This window comes from Paenibacillus sp. GD4 (assembly GCF_030846225.1).
Classification (GTDB): domain Bacteria; phylum Bacillota; class Bacilli; order Paenibacillales; family NBRC-103111; genus Paenibacillus_G; species Paenibacillus_G silviterrae.
Genome location: NZ_JAVCYK010000002.1, coordinates 1,811,674 through 1,830,217, shown reverse-complemented (window position 1 = coordinate 1,830,217; position 18,544 = coordinate 1,811,674). Strand labels below are relative to the sequence as shown.

Annotated in this window: 13 protein-coding genes and 1 pseudogene; 2 read left to right on the top strand and 12 right to left on the bottom strand. The window is 46.8% G+C overall.

Annotation, left to right across the window (positions count from 1 at the left end; all coding sequences use genetic code 11):
* Window positions 1-101 precede the first annotated feature (101 nt).
* From RAC89_RS30770 to RAC89_RS30735, 8 genes are all read right to left on the bottom strand, one after another.
* A complete protein-coding gene (locus RAC89_RS30770) occupies window positions 102-2,345 on the bottom strand; it encodes a helix-turn-helix domain-containing protein (protein ID WP_306617461.1) in 2,244 nt (747 codons plus the stop codon).
* Between the two features lie 97 nt (window positions 2,346-2,442).
* Window positions 2,443-3,834, bottom strand: a complete 1,392-nt coding sequence (locus RAC89_RS30765; protein ID WP_306617460.1) for a sulfatase family protein — start codon at window positions 3,832-3,834, stop codon at window positions 2,443-2,445.
* A 52-nt stretch (window positions 3,835-3,886) separates the two neighbouring features.
* Entirely contained in the window at window positions 3,887-4,711 is an 825-nt protein-coding gene (locus tag RAC89_RS30760; protein WP_306617459.1) for a carbohydrate ABC transporter permease, read from the bottom strand.
* Complete coding sequence (locus tag RAC89_RS30755; RefSeq protein WP_284645179.1) at window positions 4,708-5,610, bottom strand: carbohydrate ABC transporter permease; 903 nt, start codon at window positions 5,608-5,610, stop codon at window positions 4,708-4,710. The genes RAC89_RS30760 and RAC89_RS30755 overlap by 4 nt, the downstream gene beginning before the upstream one ends.
* The gene (locus RAC89_RS30750; protein WP_306617458.1) at window positions 5,610-7,112 is read right to left on the bottom strand and encodes an ABC transporter substrate-binding protein; all 1,503 of its coding nucleotides are present in this window, start codon (window positions 7,110-7,112) and stop codon (window positions 5,610-5,612) included. Before RAC89_RS30750 ends, RAC89_RS30755 begins: the two co-directional genes overlap by 1 nt.
* A gap of 121 nt (window positions 7,113-7,233) precedes the next feature.
* A complete protein-coding gene (locus tag RAC89_RS30745; protein WP_306617457.1) occupies window positions 7,234-8,082 on the bottom strand; it encodes a helix-turn-helix domain-containing protein in 849 nt (282 codons plus the stop codon).
* A 225-nt stretch (window positions 8,083-8,307) separates the two neighbouring features.
* The gene (locus RAC89_RS30740) at window positions 8,308-10,272 is read right to left on the bottom strand and encodes a beta-N-acetylhexosaminidase (protein WP_306617456.1); all 1,965 of its coding nucleotides are present in this window, start codon (window positions 10,270-10,272) and stop codon (window positions 8,308-8,310) included.
* 48 nt (window positions 10,273-10,320) lie between these two features.
* Complete coding sequence (locus tag RAC89_RS30735; RefSeq protein WP_306617455.1) at window positions 10,321-11,193, bottom strand: helix-turn-helix transcriptional regulator; 873 nt, start codon at window positions 11,191-11,193, stop codon at window positions 10,321-10,323.
* Between the two features lie 122 nt (window positions 11,194-11,315).
* Between RAC89_RS30735 and RAC89_RS30730 the strand changes: the two genes are divergently transcribed.
* Complete coding sequence (locus tag RAC89_RS30730; protein WP_306617454.1) at window positions 11,316-13,301, top strand: beta-galactosidase; 1,986 nt, start codon at window positions 11,316-11,318, stop codon at window positions 13,299-13,301.
* 206 nt (window positions 13,302-13,507) lie between these two features.
* Complete coding sequence (locus RAC89_RS30725) at window positions 13,508-13,978, top strand: GreA/GreB family elongation factor (protein ID WP_306617453.1); 471 nt, start codon at window positions 13,508-13,510, stop codon at window positions 13,976-13,978.
* A gap of 59 nt (window positions 13,979-14,037) precedes the next feature.
* On the opposite strand, the pseudogene RAC89_RS30720 reads toward RAC89_RS30725, so the two are convergent.
* From RAC89_RS30720 to RAC89_RS30705, 4 genes and pseudogenes are all read right to left on the bottom strand, one after another.
* Window positions 14,038-14,411 (bottom strand): annotated as a pseudogene (locus RAC89_RS30720) (IS4 family transposase); the annotation flags it as partial.
* Between the two features lie 642 nt (window positions 14,412-15,053).
* Window positions 15,054-16,421: a hypothetical protein gene (locus RAC89_RS30715; protein WP_306617451.1), complete on the bottom strand. Its 1,368-nt coding sequence runs from the start codon at window positions 16,419-16,421 to the stop codon at window positions 15,054-15,056.
* A 28-nt stretch (window positions 16,422-16,449) separates the two neighbouring features.
* Window positions 16,450-16,995 carry a TniQ family protein gene (locus RAC89_RS30710; protein WP_306617450.1) on the bottom strand — a complete coding sequence of 182 codons (546 nt, stop codon included), beginning with the start codon at window positions 16,993-16,995 and terminating at the stop codon, window positions 16,450-16,452.
* A 713-nt stretch (window positions 16,996-17,708) separates the two neighbouring features.
* Window positions 17,709-18,425 (bottom strand): DMT family transporter, encoded by a 717-nt coding sequence (locus RAC89_RS30705; RefSeq protein WP_306617449.1) that lies wholly within the window; start codon window positions 18,423-18,425, stop codon window positions 17,709-17,711.
* Window positions 18,426-18,544 lie beyond the last annotated feature (119 nt).

Here is an 18,544-nt window from a genome sequence, read left to right as displayed (position 1 = left end):
CCGAAAGGGGCAGTATTTCCGCCCCCTTTTCATCTATCTGACGGTTGTCTTTGTTGATTGGGCCCATATTTATTCCAATGGCGGATTGACTTATGGATCCTCTACCATCCCATTTTCCGGTAATCACGCGGTGTCATGCCGGTATGCTGCTTAAACTTTCGGATAAAGCTGGATACATCCGAATATCCGATCTTTACGACGATTTCCTGCAGCGACATATCTGTTGTCGTTAAAAGGAGCTTCGCTTTATGGATTCGCAGCTCATGCACATGATCGGAAATCGTGACACCGCTTCGTTCCTTAAATACTCTGCGGATATGGGAAGCGGACCACGAGAACGATTCCGCCATTCCTTGAACGGAGAAATGATAGTCCAATGCGTGAGTCTCCAAATATTTGAGCATGCTTTGGTACAGCTCCTGCTCCGCCGAGCGGGAATGACTATTTTCGAACTCACCGGCCGCAAACGAACAAACGTCCATAACAACCTGCACATACTCGTCGAAGCTCCCCAGCTGCGTGAGTGCCATGACATCCAGATTCGGGCCGGATTGATATTTGCCTCCACAGGTTTCCTGCATCGTTCTCCAGACCATATTCGTAATATCCGTACACAGGTAAGTCGCCATAAATAGGGTCGTGCTGTTATCCCGAATTTTATCTACCAAGAGCCCTGCTATGCGCATCACCTCAGCGGACTCCTTCCGTTTCAGAGCTTCCTTGAGCTCCTGCATTTCCGATGCAGGGTACCAGACTTGCTCTACTCTCGCAGCAGAAGCCTCGTGAAACATAATAACCCTGTTCTTGCCTTTGACCGCGGAGTATTGAATTGCCGTTGACGCTTCGATAAACGATTTGTAAAGCTCGCCGGGCCCTGTGTAGGCATTGCCTATCCCGATCGTCACGGGACCGCTCAGCTCTGCCGCCAGCGATTGCCGGACATCGGACCATGCTTCCTCATTCCATAACCCGCCTGGGTTGACCGAGATGATACATGCCTCTTTCCCTTCTTCCACCATGTTTACGAAATAGATCTCCGCATCATCAGGCATGCGTTCTTGCAATCGGGAGTACAACCGGTCTCTGAGATCGGACCCGTCCTCTATATGCGGATCATAATGAACAATCACTACCTGGTATGCGGATTGGCCCAGCTTAAGACCGACCGTCTGCCCAGCTTCATGGAAGGCCTCCTTTGTTTTAAATCGGCCCTTTAACAGTCCGGACAGCAAATCCTGCCGCATTGCCGGCTGCGCATGCTCCTCATGGCGGTTCAAACGGGATTGCATGTGCTCGGCATACTCCATAATCGCCTTGATTTTGTCGAAACCGTGCGCATGCTGCATGGCAGCCCCCCATCGTGCTTCACCATGACGGATCAGCTTGAGCAGCGGCCTGTAGTTTAATCGCATCCCAAAATATATGAAAACGGCGCCAAACAACAGGATCAGCACCGCTGAAACAACGGATTTGTTCTTGATCTCATTGACAGGCTGCATTAATTCCTTATCGGGAACGATAGTAACGAAGGTCAAGCCAATCGTTCTCGATTTGGCGTACGAGACGTAATATTTATTTCCATCCGTTTTTACCGTTTCGGTTCCTTCCATGTCCGAGCGAAGGATCCGCTCAATAAAGACACCGTCCTTAGCACCGATAGGCTGAAGGGAGGTCAGGATCCTTCCTTGTCCGTCTATCACGAACGTGTTGCCGTCACGGTATTTCATCAACGCTTGGAATAAATCTAAAATTGATTTTTCATCTACGGTAAATAGAGCGGTTCCCTTCGGATTCATACTGTTGAGGGGAATCGGGACCATGTACACAAACTGCGTGGTGTAGCTTCCCGAACCTTCATCCCTAGTGGCCAGCGTCAGAGTAGGATGCTTCAGGTCGCCGATAGTTCGCTCAAAATCGGGCTCCTGCCACTCCTCAAAGCGGAAAATCTTATGAAAGAACGGCAGCGTATAACTACTGGAATTGGAGAAAATATACGTTCCACCGTGAGGGTAGAACAACAGCTCTCTAATGAAATTATTGCCGATTTCATAATTCAAGCGTTTACGCACCATTGAAATCTCGTAAGGATTTTGCGGGGGCTTCGTGCTGAAATCCGAGGAGTTCGAAATGGTGCCTGCAATACTCATGAATTCCCGAAATTTGGAATCCACAATATCGCTGATCTGGGTCAGAACCTTGCGGTTCGCTTCAAATGCCTGCTCCCTCATTAAGTTGACGATATGCGAATATAAAGTTAACCCGATGACGAGGATTGGGATCCCTAGAACGAGAACATAGGACAATAAGTACCGGTAGAAAAGCGGGATTTTCCATCGTTTAAACATATTGATTGTATTGCCCCTTTCCCTTGGAACGGCGGGTTCCTATAACAAAAAAGCCGCAATTCCTCTTCATTGCAGAGAAACCACGACTTTTCACCTCTTACTCCTGCCAAGTTTTATACTCTCTTGCGTGCAATGGACCGCCTTCTTTCATCACCGTCCACAGCGGATCATTGTCATGCGGCATCGTAGACATCATTTCGTCATGCCATTCGTTAAACAAATAAACGGATCTCATGCAAATATCTCGCCGCTCCTCGGCCAAATTGTGCTGCTCGTAGGGATCATGCTTCAAATCAAACAGCATTTCTTTGGGGAATCCGTGATGCCCGTCATGAAACGTCCGAATATAGAGCCAATCCTCGAAACGAACGCTTCGTTGGCAAACATGAGCGCATTGGGAGACGACCAGGTAATCACGACCGGTTGGTGCCCCGGAGGTCAGGCTGTCAGCATAGCTGGACCCATCCCAACTATTCGGAGCAGGTGCATTCAGCAAGCTGGCCAGCGTCGGAGCCAAATCCAGCTGGTAGTGCAGACCGTCATCTACCGCTCCCTTTAATCCACCATTCGGCCAACGAATAATCATCGGGATGCGGCAGGTGCCTTGGTCCGCTGTCCCATGCTCCGAGTAAATGCCGAGCTCGCCCATATTCTCCCCATGATCGGCGCTGATAAGGATTGCGGTATCCTCCCATAATCCCAGCTCCTCCAGCTTACGGATCACCTGGCCGATGTGATCGTCCAAATAACGGATCGCGCAGTCGTAATTGTCGATGATCATTCGGAGATCGTTATGCTCCACAATAGCCTTCCCATGCCTCGGATGCTTGTAATAATGAGATTTGGCAAGCTTATTCATGTCTTCAATGCTGTGCTGCCCTTGCTTTTGCAGGTGGAGCTGGAAGACCTCCTCCGTAAGCCATGACGGCATGGGGTCGTTCGCGAACGGATTGCCGAGCTCCTCTGGTGTACGGTATGGCGTATGCGGGTCCCAAAAGTTTAAGTGCAGAAACCACTTCTCTTCCCCGGCATTATCTTCCAGCCACTTGAGGGCGACTGGCAATACCTGCTCAGCCGTTTCGTGGCCTCGTTGTCCGTTATTGAAAATTTCGTTAAATCCGGCATTGAACGTCCAAACGGAATGCCGTTCGGCAAAGGTGCTGATAGAGGCTGTCTTATAGCCGATGGACTGAAGGACGGCAGGCAAGCTTTCCCTTCCCAGCCGATCGCTGAAGCCCCGGCTTGCCCCTTCACGCCTCATATCCGCAGCGGTGCCACCGTGACCGACAACGCCGTTATGAATGCCGAATTTGCCGGACATCAGTGCGGTTCTCGACGGCATGCAAGGAGCGTCCGAGCAATAATAGTTTGTGAACCGCACGCTTTCCTCCGCAATACGGTCAATATGCGGCGAGGTATTACGGTGATACCCGTAACAGCCCAGATGGTCCGGCCTCAAGGAGTCCAGATCCAAATAAATGATTCTCATCTTGTTAAACCTGCCTTATATGTGGGGTAAAGTGCCTGCTCAGCCTTGGAGTCTAGCCTTTCACGGCTCCGGCGATGCCATCGACAAAATAGCGCTGTAGAAACAAAAACACGATAACAATTGGTAGGATGGCAATAGTCCCCCCGGCGGCGATTCCCGTCCAGTCAACGACGTTCTCGCCTCTGAGAGCATACAAACCGACGGCAAGCGGCCGCAAGTCCGGCTCGCTTAGCGTCAAAATGAGCGGAACCATGAAGGAGTTCCATGACCAGATAAACTGCATAATAGTGACGCTTCCGACGATCGGCTTGGAAAGGGGCAGCATAATCGTAAGGAAGGTTCTGAGAAAACCGCAGCCGTCCATGATAGAGGCTTCTTCCAGGTCCTTAGGAATTTGACTGAAGAAGGTGGCGAACAGCAGGATGAAAATAATATGTGTCCCACCGGCCTCCGCAAGGATCACTCCCCACAAGCTGTTTAATAGCCCCATACCCTTGATCAAATCGTAAATTGGAATGATGGCAAACTCCATCGGCACGAACATGCTCGCAATTAGAAGGGCCATGACGAGCTTCTTGCCCCTGAAGGAATATCGTCCCAAAACGTAACCGCATGTGGCAGTCGCGAGAAGCACGATAAGAATCGTACTGCCGGATAGCGCAACGCTGTTAATAAAATAACGTTCAAAATTCGCTTCATTCCATGCGCGAATCAAATTTTCCACACTGGGACTTTCGGGAATCAGCTTTAACCCGTTGGCAAAAAATTCGTTTTGCGTCTTGAAAGAAGCCGAAACCATCCATAAGAACGGATAAATCCAAACGAAGCAAAAAGCGGTCATGACGACATGGAATAACGTTTTCTTAGCTAGCTTCATACGGCTTTACCACTGCCTTTTATTCGCTTATTCAAAACGGACTGGATGATCGCGAGCACAATGATCGTTACCGCGAAGAACAAACCCGCCGCCGATGCATATCCCAGCTGGGGAAGCCCCATCTCGCTGGAAAACGCATAACGGTAAATATATGTGGATACGACGTCGGTCGCGAAGAAGGGCCCGCCGTTCGTCATCGTTTTGATCAAATCGAATACCTTCAAGGAATTCACGACATTAAGCAGCAGGATGACGGCCCCGATGGGCACCAGCAGCGGGACGGTAATATGGAAAAACAGCTTATAGCCTCTGGCTCCATCGACCTCCGCCGCCTCATACAGCTCCCTCGGTATGCCTTGCAATCCGGCCATCCAGTAAACCATATTGATCCCGAGGTTCTTCCACACGGAAATAATGACAACGGTGAACATGGCCCATTCGGCATCGCCCAGCCAATTGATCGGCACATCGAGCAGTCCGAGTTTCACGAGCGCATCATTAACCGCACCATCGCTTCCCCAAATAAACACCATGATGATGCCCACGATTGAGGTCGTGGTGACGACCGGGAGGAAGATAAGTGTCCGGTAAATGCTTGCCCCGCGCAGCTTCGGCTGATTCAGCAGGACGGCAATAATCAACGGCACGATCAGATGAAGAGGAACGACGCCCAGCATAAACTTGAAGCTGTTTTTATACGCGTTCCAGAAATACGGATCCTTGGCAACGTCGATAAAATTTTGCAGCCCTACATAGGTCGAGTCCGAAGTCAGACCCGACCAATCCAGCGTCGCATAGTACAGGCTTGCCACGATGGGCCAGCCTTGAAACAAGACGAATAATGCCATGGTAGGAAACAAAAACGCCCAGCACCAAGCTTGAATCTTCCATTTCGCCATCATTTTAACGCCTTGTAGTCTTCCGCTTTGTAGTGTTTATCGGCGCTCCAATTGGAGAACACAAAATCGCTCTTATCCACCTTGGCACCTTCTGATTTTGCTTTGGCAATCGCCGCATCGAGCGCCTTATCGACCCCATCCGACAGCTGCTTGAGCGGAGCGGCCGGTTCCTTGACAGCTCCGGAAACGACCCCTTGTAGAATGTCGCCGATGCCCGGCTGAATATCTTTATAATTTGCGTAGACGGAAGTAAGCTCCGGGTTACGGATTTGCGGACTTGGTACCAATCTCGCTGTTTTCTGAACAATATCGTAGTATTGCTTGAACTGCGGAATATCCGAGGAGCTTTCGTTAACCCCCTTCAGGATCGAGAACCGGTCTCCTGCCTTAACCAGGACGGATTGGTATTCCTTGCTGAAGTATTCCTTTAAGTACAGCGCCGCTTCCTTCGGATGCTTCGTCGTTTGGGAAATGCCGATCCACGGACTGTAGTTGGATTGAGGCAGGAAGCCCTTCTGACCGTCATCCGGCACCGGAGGAGCCATCACGCCGAAGTCCAGATTCGGATTGTCCCGTCTCCATACACCGATGCACCATTCCCCCTGAATGATGAAGCCGGCTTGGCCTTCGCCGAACAGAGCACGTGCCTCGGGCGCCGAGATGCTCATCGTCTTCGGATGGTAGCTGCCGTCGTCCTTAAGTCCCTTGAACAAGCCGAAAACATCAAGCACAGCCTTGGAGTCGTAGCTTGCCTTGTGAGTAACGAGACTGATCGGGGAGTGCTGGTTCAAGCCGCTTCCGCCGAGCGCGGACCAATCCATCGCAGCGAGCTTCCACCTCCCGATCTGCTTGCCGCCTTCGATGATCCCGTATGCCTTGCCCTTGCCCGCTTCCGTAATCTTTTTCGCCGCTTCGCGGAATTCGCTGTACGTTTTTGGAGGCTTCTCCGGGTCGAGGCCGGCATCCCGAAACAGCTGCTTATTGTAATAGACCAGGGTGTTCGGTACGCTGGAGAGTGCAGGGATCGAGTAAATCTTGCCGTCCAGCATCGTTGTCCCTTCTACGAAGATACCGTCCACGAACCGGTTCTTGAATTCATCGTCGATGTAAGGGTCGATCGGCTGGTACCAGCCTCCCTTGACGGCCATGCTCAAAGACATATTCCCGGGAATCGGGAATAAATCCGGAGCGTCTCCCGATTTGATCGCCGTAGTGATCGTATTTTGAAATTGGTCTGAGGTGAGCAGAGTATATTCGATCTTGATGTTAGGATATTTCGCTTCGAAATCTTTAATGAACTTTTCCCGGTAAGGCTTCTCGCTGTCCGCCCAATCCATGACACGAAGTGTAATTTTATCCGTCTTCGGTGCCTCGGCCGTTTGCCCGTTTCCGGCATCGGGTGCCGGAGCTTTCCCGGAATTTGTGCCGGAGCATGCTGTAACGGCTAGTACATTTAGTGCCGCAAGACATGCGATGCTCAGGCTTCTCCATCCTTTGATCAAAGAAATCCCCCCATAGCTTTAGTAGCGTATTGTCTTAAGGATCAACGGCTTTGCATAATAACAGTTTGTTGGGAGCGCTCTCAATCACTGCATGAACCGTTGATTTGATTCTAATGTTAAATTATTCGACATCACCAAACAAGGTAGGCTCGATTCTACTTTTTGTATATTTGATACTTTTGCGAAACTTATTGGGGGACATTTTAAATGCCTTTTGGAATGTCCGGTTAAAGTGAGCGGCATCGTAATAGCCGTTTTTCTGTGCGATGTATTCGATGGAAAGCTCAGGGTCCTCAAGCATCCGTTTGGCATGCAAGAGCCGCAATTTATGAAGCATTCTCGATGGTGTGATTCCGTAAATCTTTTTAAAGGCTCTGCTGAAATAAACAGGATTCATATGGTAAAGATTAGCCAGCTCTTCTCTAGTAATATTTTGATCCAATCTTTTTTCCATATAGTGAAGCGCTTTATTGAAGCGGTCAATCTCGAAAGCCTCTCTGGCGGAACGCCTCTCTACTTTGGAGCTTTCGATGATTTCATGCAGCAGGAAAAGCGCCAAGAAACCGGACTGCGCGGTTCGCAGCTCGTCGATTTCCTGCAGCCATATGCTGCGCAGCTCGTCGAATTTTTTTTCATACAGCTGGGGATCGCGAATTTTGATCACTTTGTCCATAGGGCAGATCTGAAAAAAATCCTCATTTTCCTTCACCTTTAGGTCAACGTTAAACAAGTAGTGAATTCCATCCGTTCGGGAAATTACGTTAAACGGAGTATGAGGCCGGTGAATCATGACGTCGCCTGATTTGGCCACATATTCCTTTCCCTCGCAGGTGGTAATGACCTCCCCTTGTTTAATGAAAGAAACGGTATAACACGATTGAATGTAATCAAAAATCACTCTCGATTGGTATTGTACTTTTTTTACATCAAATAACGTGATATCCATATGATCGCTTACTATTAGTGACATGCATGATTCCTCCTCGGCGAAGGTCCCTATACTTAATTTCCCTATTATATTTGAATGTGCGTCGATTGAACATCATGCTGTTTTGATCCATTTGGCATTCCTATCATCTAAAAAATGAGCCCTTGACAGCCGAACGATATTATGAATCAAACCAAAAAAAGGAGCAGAGCGATGATATCGCTGTACTCCTTTCACTCTCACATAGCGTGCTTTATATGTTGTTTGTTACACAGGCTTGAATAAGCTGCCTGCACTTACGATACTATGGTACGCCGCTCGACCCAAGGTTCCGTTGCGATACCCGAACTCCGAGTCGAATGGCAGCCTTTCGGCGTCCAGCTCCGGCAGCGACTCAACATCTCCAGCAGTGTATTGCCGGATTCGGTCAAATGCCGTATCCAATCTTGCGAGCAGACCCCCATACCGCATATCCATGACTTCCCATCCGAAAGGCTTAAAGGCAGCAAACCATACCTCCCGGTGGAGACGACGAAGCGAATCAATGGAAGCTCGCAATAGGACCAGCTCGTCCGCAATTGTATTCAACTGTTGCAGCGTTTCCTCATAGCCCGCAGTTCCCGACTCCGACTTTCGATGCTGGCACTGATCATACGCCGTTTTCAACCGAACGCCGAGGTCGCATTTGGCAGCCAACACTTCTGCTAACGCCGTATACCAACGGAACATCGGGCGGAAGGCGGAGTTTCTTGTGTCAGCATTGCTTAACCTCTTCGCCAACCGCTGGTAATGATGTGCTAAAGGAACGTCCTTTATATTCGCATCGAACAAACCTATTAGCACATCCTGCCATAACAAAAACTTAGACGGATTGGAGGTCTGTGGATTGCCTTGAGCCACACCTGGCGTTTCATCAAATTGTCCCAACGCCTGAAAATCATGAAGATCGCCGCCTACACATAAGGCGAACCGCTCCTGAAGCCGCTGCTCATCCACCTGCTTCGCATAAGCATGCTCCGCATAAAGCTGCAACCCAAGCCACGCGCTCATCCAAGGCGTTTCGGCCCCATTATCGCCCCACATCGTTGCCACGACTTCAGGTACGCCCAGCGACTTACAGGCCATGAGGGCCGGCTCCGTGGTTGCCCGCATTTTCCCTGTGTTCGGGGCGATGCCGTTCCAGGTCCAGATGCCTCCTGCAAACACAACGGGGCGCCCCAAATCAAAATGCTCTTGAATAAAAGCTTCGTAAAATTGTTGCTGGTCATGATAATAATCCCAATATACGAAGGTAACCCCTTGCGGTATCCCTTGAACGGCTTCTTGCGGAATCTCCGCCTCCAGGTCGTAGTAATGGCCTGTCCTCGAGCCTAATCGGAAATACATATCGCTCCAGATCATCGGAATCAGCCCGCGGCGCTCTGCAATCTCTACAACACGATGCAGATGCTCATTCATGATGTCAAAACGATTCCTGAAGCCGTTGCGCTTCAAATAATTGCCTAGCCCCAGCTGGTGCGCCTCATCCATTCCGATATGAATACGCCGGCTTCTGAACGGCGCCGATGCCGCCTCAATCATGCTTTCGATGAAGGCATACGTTTTCTCCTCGCCGACAAGCAGAATATCGCCGGTATCCTTGATCGGAGCCGCAAATTCCCATTTCAGCGCTTCCTCCAAATGCGCAAGCGTCTGAATACAAGGAACAACTTCAATGCCAAGATCGGCGGCCCAGTCGTCGATCTGCTTAAGCTCGCCATTCGTATATCTTCCACGCATATAACCGAAATACGGGTAAGCCTCGACTTCGTATGTATCCTCGGTATAAAGCATGACCTGATTCATACCCATAAGCGCGAGAGTGATGAAGGCTTCATGCAGTGCCGGCAAGCTCGGAACCGCGTTTCGTGAGGCATCGAACATCACGCCTACCGTGGTGAATTGCGGCGTTTCTTGTACATGAAATGGGGCATACTGCCCCTCGTCGGTACGACAGGCACGCATTTTCTCCACCCATAGGCCAAAAGCGCGAAATCCATGATGCCGTTCGTCGTATCGAATCGTTCCCTGCTTTCCATCCCACTCCGCCTCAAGCTGGCCCTTATGCCGCTCCCAACGCAATGGGAGCTCCTCATCCTCCGGCTTCGACAGTACTTGGACGCCTAATCTTCCGGCAATCAGCAGGAGTCCTTCCTGAAGCGTCGAAAAATCCCCACTCAGCTTAACATGCATCTGAACATCTCCACTCTAATTTTATTTGCTCCCTCGTATACAAGCCGTTCATCCCCTATTTCCTTTTGAAGCGGCAGATGTCTTCCTGTATTGATCGGGGGTTTGCCCTGTAGCCTTTCGAAACGTCCGGATAAAATAATTCGTTTCCATTCCGACATAGCTGGCGATTTCTTTGACGGTAATGGTTTCCTTCGTGTTCATGAAGCCGATTGCTTTCTCCAGACGAATTCGCTGCACATACTGGAGCATGCTGACACCGTATGTTTTGTGAAACAAACGGTTTAAATACTGATGGGTATAGCCAAGTGAATCCGCCACGTTGGATAACGAAATGTTCTCATTGTAGTGTTCATTCAAATAGGTTGCCGCTTGCTGTACAACTGCTTTGGCTGCATCTTCGCTAAAGTGAATGTCGGGTTCCCGCCCCCTCCTTGCTTCGATTGAATTCATTCTATGTAAATTCAGCAGGAACTTGTACAGCATACCGGCTGCTTCCCATTCGGCACCGTCTTCATTGCCGTCGGCAAGCTCCCACAGCTCATCAAGAACAGACCATACCGCCTCGGCATCCGTGAGCGCGAGCGGCCTGCAAGCCTTCAGACCGAAATGCTCCAAAAGCGGCTCGACCTTCGTACCTGAGAACGATATGTATCCAACCTCCCACGGTTCATCGGACACCGGAGAATACTCGTGCGGGAGTCCGGCGGGGATGAACATATATTGCATTGGCCCGAAAGTGAATTCCTCCTGGCCCGGTATTCGAACGCACCCTTGCCCGTTGCGTGCAAATAGCAGCTGATGCGTTGAGAAGCCCTCCGGCCGCGCCATGGGATTTTGTCTATTGTAGCCGACCGTATGGGTGAATAACGGCATCGGTACTGCCGGCGGTCTGAACAGCCGGATCAAACGAACGTCCATCATGAAACCCCTCCACAAATATTCAATTTGTTATATCCAGTTTCAAAACCTTCGATTCCATTAATGTCCGATTTAATTTAATATTAACTCAGATATTGGACAACATCAATAGGAGTGGATTCATAATGTTATATGGTGCATGCTACTATCCTGAACATAGAGATCCCGAACGCTGGGAAGAGGATTTACATCTTATGCGGCAGGCTGGACTTAATGCGCTTCGGATCGGTGAGTTCTCTTGGAAACGAATGGAACCGGCTGAGGGGGCTTTTGATTTTGCCTGGTTGGACCGGTTCGTTCAGCTTGCAGGTAACTATTCAATCGGCCTTGTGCTTTGCCCTCCGATGCGTACGATTCCCGCATGGCTGGCCGAAAAAGATTCAAACCTAATGATCGTAAACGAAGAAGGAGTGAGTCTTGAATATGCAAGCCGTTATACATTTTGCATCAATCACCCCTTGCTCCGGGAAAAATCCGCTCGGCTCGCAGCCGTAATGGCCGCCCGTTACGGAAACAGCCCCCACGTGATCGGCTGGCATTTGGACAACGAGATTGGCGACGAGCCCGATTGTCATTGCCCGGGATGCAAATCGCAATGGCAGCAATGGCTGAAGGCGAAGTACGGTACGATTCGGGCGCTGAATCACGCATGGGGAACTGTTTTTTGGTCTTTGGAATTTGACCATTTCGGTCAAATCCCAACGCCCCGGATAACGAAGGCGGACTACAATCCTGCCTTTCTCCAGTCTTGGCGTGAATATCGCAGCGATTGCAATATTGAAGCCGTCAGGCTGTTAGCCGAAGCCGTCCGGTCCCAGCTTGGCGATAACGACCAATACATCACTACCAACAACCAAATGTTCTGGAGCAAACGAACCGACTATTACAAGATGGCGGAGCATTTGGATATCGCCGGAACAAACTATTACCCCCCTTACGGGGACAGACATCGTGTGCTCTCCTTCGGGTTGGCCGCCAGCCGCAGCTTCAAGAAAGCGCCGTTTCATGTATATGAGCTGCGGAATGAAGGACATGCGATCTTAGGTGCTGCAGACAACACGCCCGCGCCAGGGGAACTGGAACGGTTGACGATGCACACGATCGCAAACGGAGCAGATGGCGTTTTTTATTTCCCGTGGAAACGATTCCCCTTTGGCAGCGAACAAAACCATGGTGCCTTGACCGACTTCGACGGCAAGCCGACCCGGATGTATGCCGAATGCCGCCGGATAGGCGAACGGCTAAAGACGCTGGCTCCGTTCATTGCGGGCTCGCAGGTTGAAAGCGACATCGCCGTTCTCTACGATTTTCCAAGCCGCTGGCATATGGAGCACCGATCCGCTTGGACGGGCGATAACGGGGTTTACGAACGGCAGATTAACATGCTGTTCCTTACGGTGCGCAAGCTCGGATACAATTGCGATGCCGTAGGAAGAACCGGCGATTTCACCGCCTACAAACTGCTCTTAATACCCATGCTGCCTATAGTCGACGACGATCTCGTAGCGAAGCTGCAGCATTATGCGGAAGCCGGGGGCACGCTTGTGTTTCATCCGATGAGCGGCATCAAAAATTCCGATGCATGTTATTTCCCTGACCGACTTCATCCGAATATGATTCGGCTGTTAGGCTCAAGAACAGCAGAGACCGCTACCTCCGGGCCGCACAGTCCGGTCGGTTTCGAATGGGAGGGACGCCAGTATGTAGGCGGCGTATTCCAGGAGCTGGTCAAGCTTGAAACCGCTCTGGCGATGGGCTCTTTTACCGAGCAATGGTACAAAGGGTATCCCGCTGTCACTCGGCAATGGACCGGCAAAGGTCAGACCTGGTTTATCGCTACCTATGCCGAAGAGGCATTTTATACGGATTTTATCACCAAGCTGTGCCGGGAAATCGGGATTTCCCCCATTTTGAGCACATCGCCGCCGGAAGGTATTGAAATCGCCATGAGGCAGCAGCAGGACGGCACCCGATATGTGTTTGTGCTGAACGGGACGGCGGAAACCGTCCAAATGAGCTTACCGGAGAGGATGACGGACCTTTGGAATCAAGAGGAGGTACAGGATTCTTTTACGCTGAAACCTTATCAGGTTCGGGTGCTAATAGAATGAACAGAGAACTAAGTCTGAATAAGTCATCATTTGGTATCCATTGACATAAATAAAGTGCAATGGTATCGTTAATCTACCGAGGCATTCCGTTTTCTCAAACGGGTGTCTCATTGTATTTTTTAGGGATATTTTACATTTAATGGAGGTATTCTGTATGGGAAACGTAGGTTTGTTCAGGCACATGATTCGTCTGGGATGTTTGTTCCATGAACCGTAGGCGGGCTTCTCCTTTTATCCTTTCGCTGCTGGATCAGCTGGATTATTTCGAACGCCATTGGGAATCGTTCCTGGAGAAGCATCTTTCAACCGGTCAGGCTCCCGAGGAGTTTAGAGCAGCCGCTGCTCACTTAATGGCTGCTTACATCATCGAACTGAAGCGTATGACCTCCAGACTGAATCCGGATAGCGGTAAAATGGTATTTATCGGTTCCAAAGTCTCACTGCAATCTTCCATTTCCGGTGAGAACAAGGCAGATATCGTGCTTTGTTTTCCGGATAGATCCAATCCTGAGATAGGGTGGATTTCCTTCTTATCTCCCACCGGCATCCATTTGCTCCTGCGTCCTTACGGAGGTAAGGTTCATAATCACGTTTTATCCGGGGGTCATGAAACGAGTACGATCACGGGCATCGAATTTCTATTGGATGCCGCCAGCCGCCCTCGAAGCAAGCTATGATGGATTAGGGTTAGAACAAGGGGGCCAACATGGCTAGAACCGTATCATGGACAACATCATTGGCTTCCGTTCAATGGCTCATATTTATCTTTGCAAATAATACGATCGTCGCGCCTGTCAGAGGTCAGGCGCTCCATGCGATGAACCGTCTCAAGGCTCATTCGTGTCAAAAAGCGGCGCCAAGCGTAACCGCCGTGATTGAGAAAGCGATAACCCGCATCTTTCCTGGATAATCCGCGCCCTGTTGGCTTTCGAGCAGACGAAACCAATTTTTCTGCTGGAACAAGAGTACAAAGATGATTCGAAACAACGCAGCACAGGTAAAGCCGAATTTCTTTCTAAAACCAGCGTCATTCAAGTGTTTGATGACCTTCAGTTCCTGGAAAGCCGGCTTAATTTCTGATGGCAGTTGATCATCACAAATCCAGTCCATACGTAATCTTACGCTGATTTATTAGGTGCAAAAGTTGAGTTGATAAATCTAAGGATCCTATGGGGAATTTTCTAAAGAAAATCTGAAGAAATGCCTGTAATATCCCTAACCTATATCAATCAACATGGCTAGGTACGGGGGAAGCTCCAAAAAGTTAAAAAATGTGAATTGTAACTTATTTTGTCGTTTAATTCATTAATATCCAGGATGTAATGTAATGTAAAAAGGGCACATACTGTAACATAAAATGGCGAAAAGATTCCCTTGATTCAAAAAAAGAAAAACCCTTGATTATTCAAGGGCTTTTCAGGAATTACGGTTTGTTTTTGACTGCCGCGAACAGAGTTATATTGCAAGCATCGCATAACTGTAGGTTAGATTGGATACCCAAACCTGAATTGCTTTAAAGGACCTAAGATAAGATGCCTGGATCAGTGGACCGACCCCAAATGTAGAATATTAACCCATTAGTCTCTCATAGATATGAAGGATAAAGTCAACGTGACAGTGAATGAATCGAAGCATCCATAGGACTTTTCCGGAATTTTCAATGTTGACTGCCGCGGATCAGATTACACCGCCAATAACGGCATTAGTAAGTAACCTAATCGAAAGCTACCTAAATGAATTGCTTTGAATAAGCTAGTACAAGTTGCATCGACTCCCCCTTTTATCCTCAATTAATTGGAGTAACCTATTATCTGTACCTACACGGTTAACCGCATTCTCTAACCATTCGATTGAGTACACTCCATTAATAAGTGATTCCATAACTATTTTTATTGAAGGAATAAGATTATGTAATCGTAAATATTTCTTCGGCACCCCCGACTCTTCCACCAGCTTTGCCATCGAGCTATTCATTCCTCTTTTATATTGAAGGATTAAAGTTCTTATTATTTTATCCTTTCGTTCCAGTTCTTTTTGAACAGTATTTTGTTTTTCCACAAGTATTTGTTGATTATGAAACCATTCTAGGATTTCAGGAATATTAACCTTTAACCATTTGAATCCTCTTCCTAGAAAGTCGTAAAAACCTTGCTTTCGAGGATTCATATTTTTAGTAGAATGTTCGATTATATATTGTTTTGCTCTAATCCAAAACTCTGCACATTCTTCACTAGAAATTTGCTTTAAAGCTGATGTCTTTCTATTTTTTATTTGTAAAAATGACTGATTCTCTGATAACAAGTCCTTTTCTGAAACTTCATATATCTTCTCCTGAATTTTGGGGTCAAAAAAATAATAAAAATACTCTAAATGCCCCCAATTGAAAAGTCCAGCAGCATTAGTAATTTTTCTTCCATCCATACTTCTTAATAATACAAATTTGTGTTCATAATCAATTTCTGTAAATTTGTAATCATATTTTCTTTGAAGATCGTTCTCTAGTAGTTTGTGCCTAAGTAGAAAAGCCAACATTTTGTTTAAAATAAATTGGCTTAGGTTAAACTCCTTTTGTATTTGAGACCTCTTTTTTCCTGAATTAAATTCTTTACGAATAATTTCATAGACAAAACTATTATAATTTTCAACTTCTCCCCATTCTCTATCTAATGTGCCACGACCGTATCTTACTCCACAATCTAAACAAATATGTACGTGTGTGAATTGAAAATAACCCAATTTGGCATCTCTTACCAATTTCATTTTTTTTTTTGATCCATTAGAACGACACCAAGGAGTTAAACAACAACCTACTTCATTTTCATTAAAAATACTAATAATAAAATCTTCAGGAGTGGTTATACTTAGAAACTGACCTATTGTCATATTTTTCAAGTTTATAACTCTAAGAATAAATAACAATGTTACTTTATATATTTTCCCTTCAGAACTGTCCCCTTCCTTGATATATTTTAATAACCTAGATATTGAATCAGACGTTAGGCCTGTTATCCTCTCTCGTTTTAGGTAGGGATATTGACCTTGAGCAACATAAATTAATAATTGAGCTAATTCTACCCCTTTAGGAAGCTCCTTAAAGTTCCCATTATCTTCCAATAACATTCGCCAATTTTGATATAATTTATGCTGATCATCTATTTCTGATTTCAAAAAAATCAATATGCTTACATTTATTAGTTAAGGAATTATTACAATTAGGACAGATCCCTAGACCAAGTAATTCATGGGTATATGGCAGCTTCATCAAACATATTCCACATATATTCAATAAAGATATCTCGTGAACATCACAAATCTTGATATCCTTTACCTGCCATAATATTTTATAGTGCAATGATTCTTGGATACAGATTGGGCAATACTTTCCATTTTTTTCAAGTAAATTCCCGACAAAGTAATTTAATCCCATGTCATATTTCTCTAATAGTTTATCTTTAATGATTGAAAAAGTTCCTAATTCATTGGCTGTCTTACCGAATAACTGTTGCACCTTCTCTTGATCTATAAGATTTGTTAGATCCAAATCATATTTCCACATATAACGAACCTTGTTCTGATTTGAGATTAATTTACAAACTTCCATTGATGAAGTATGGTTCATATTAGAAATTCTCATTAAGTACGATGTGAAACTCTCTTCTGAAAATAGCTTGGGTCTTTTAGCTAAGGTAACCACTTAAGCTTACTCCTCTATAATTGTATTTATTCCATTATTACCCTTTAAAACAAATGAATATACATAATAGGTTTTCTCCCAACATAATGTCTACATTTCCTTCCTGAACTAAACACCCTTTTAACGTAATGGAGGCTGCCGGCCTTTAACCGCAGTTGCACCAATTACTCATTGAGCCTAGCTTTGTGCCCCGAGTAGATATTCGCGATCTTCGGGACTTAACGCGGTATCACCGAGAGCTTCAAATTCAAGTCACGTCAGAAAAAATTCAAATTTATGTTTCCGGCCTTTTTGGCAAATCCGGTTTGCATTGCTGGAAACACTGGTCAATGGAAGAGTTCTCGATGCGGACTCTATCAAAGTCATGATATTTAACTCAATAAGAAGATTTCTGAACTGATCTAGGCTCTGTATGGACGTGTTCGTCAAACGCTAGTGTAGGGGATGGGGCGTTTACTCGAGCTACATCGAGAGGAGATCGACTTGCTGATGACCATTCTTAGCGTGAAAGAGTAGGCAGGAGCGGACATTCTTGCGGGGTTTGGTACAGATATGTCGGTATTTCCATCGGAGAATCATTTGGCTTCCTGGGCAACTATGTGTCAAGGGCCTGCGCTTATAGGGTTTTCCGTTACTATTCAGAAGTTTCCTAACCCATGTTTGTAAAAAGGAAATATTGCTTAAAGCCAGCCTCATTACACTAACGTTCTGCGTTAGTTTAATCGTGAACGTACTTTGTCTTCTTTATTCACCATCCATATCCCAAAAGAAACAAGAACAAGGGCAATTATATTCTTTATTTCCAAAACCGTCTCTCCCAAGAAAATAGACGATAATGCGGCGCCAAAAACGGGAACCAGGAAGTTATACACCGATACGCGGCCAACCTTGTTGTATATCAGAAGCCTGTTCCAAAGGTAAAAGGATGCAGAGGATGACAGGGCCAAATAAAGAAGTAAAGATGAAGACTCCCATGTAAAATGGTTTGCCTTACCTCCCAGGATCATGCCAAGTAACGTTAGCGCTATTCCACCTATTAAAAGGCTATAACTAGTGATAAGAACTACATTCGTCGTATTAGTCAATTTTTTGGCATATATGCCAGTAGCGGAAAAAATAAACGCCGCGATTACCACAAAACCTTCCCCCATAAAACGAAAGGAGAAGTTAAGTAAATCTGCACTGAAATTAACAATTACGACACCTATAAATCCAATGATACTGCCTATGGCTTTGCTCGGGCTGAGCTTATCGTTCTTATAAACGTAATGAGCAAGTACGACGCCGAAAAACGCGGTTGTGGCATTCATAATCGAACCTTTCATACCAGTCGTATTAGATACGCCAATATAAAAGATTGCATAATGTATTGTAGTCTGAGCAGCACCAAGGATGCTTAGCTGTCCGATGTTTTTCAATCGGTATGCCATTTCTTGTCCTTCAAAATATCCGCTTCCTTATCTATTAGTATCTGGTTGTTGAAAAATTTAACGATATTAACTTTATCATAGAAAATTATTAGCCGCTCTACGTGCGTTGCTCACTTGTT

Bases quoted from the DNA above. Each gene is read 5' to 3' on its own strand.
- RAC89_RS30770 (WP_306617461.1), bottom strand. From the start codon at position 2,345: ATGTTTAAACGATGGAAAATCCCGCTTTTCTACCGGTACTTATTGTCC.
- RAC89_RS30765 (WP_306617460.1), bottom strand. From the start codon at position 3,834: ATGAGAATCATTTATTTGGATCTGGACTCCTTGAGGCCGGACCATCTG.
- RAC89_RS30760 (WP_306617459.1), bottom strand. From the start codon at position 4,711: ATGAAGCTAGCTAAGAAAACGTTATTCCATGTCGTCATGACCGCTTTT.
- RAC89_RS30755 (WP_284645179.1), bottom strand. From the start codon at position 5,610: ATGGCGAAATGGAAGATTCAAGCTTGGTGCTGGGCGTTTTTGTTTCCT.
- RAC89_RS30745 (WP_306617457.1), bottom strand. From the start codon at position 8,082: ATGTCACTAATAGTAAGCGATCATATGGATATCACGTTATTTGATGTA.
- RAC89_RS30740 (WP_306617456.1), bottom strand. From the start codon at position 10,272: ATGCATGTTAAGCTGAGTGGGGATTTTTCGACGCTTCAGGAAGGACTC.
- RAC89_RS30735 (WP_306617455.1), bottom strand. From the start codon at position 11,193: ATGATGGACGTTCGTTTGATCCGGCTGTTCAGACCGCCGGCAGTACCG.
- RAC89_RS30730 (WP_306617454.1), top strand. From the start codon at position 11,316: ATGTTATATGGTGCATGCTACTATCCTGAACATAGAGATCCCGAACGC.
- RAC89_RS30725 (WP_306617453.1), top strand. From the start codon at position 13,508: ATGAACCGTAGGCGGGCTTCTCCTTTTATCCTTTCGCTGCTGGATCAG.
- RAC89_RS30715 (WP_306617451.1), bottom strand. From the start codon at position 16,421: ATGTTATTGGAAGATAATGGGAACTTTAAGGAGCTTCCTAAAGGGGTA.
- RAC89_RS30705 (WP_306617449.1), bottom strand. From the start codon at position 18,425: ATGGCATACCGATTGAAAAACATCGGACAGCTAAGCATCCTTGGTGCT.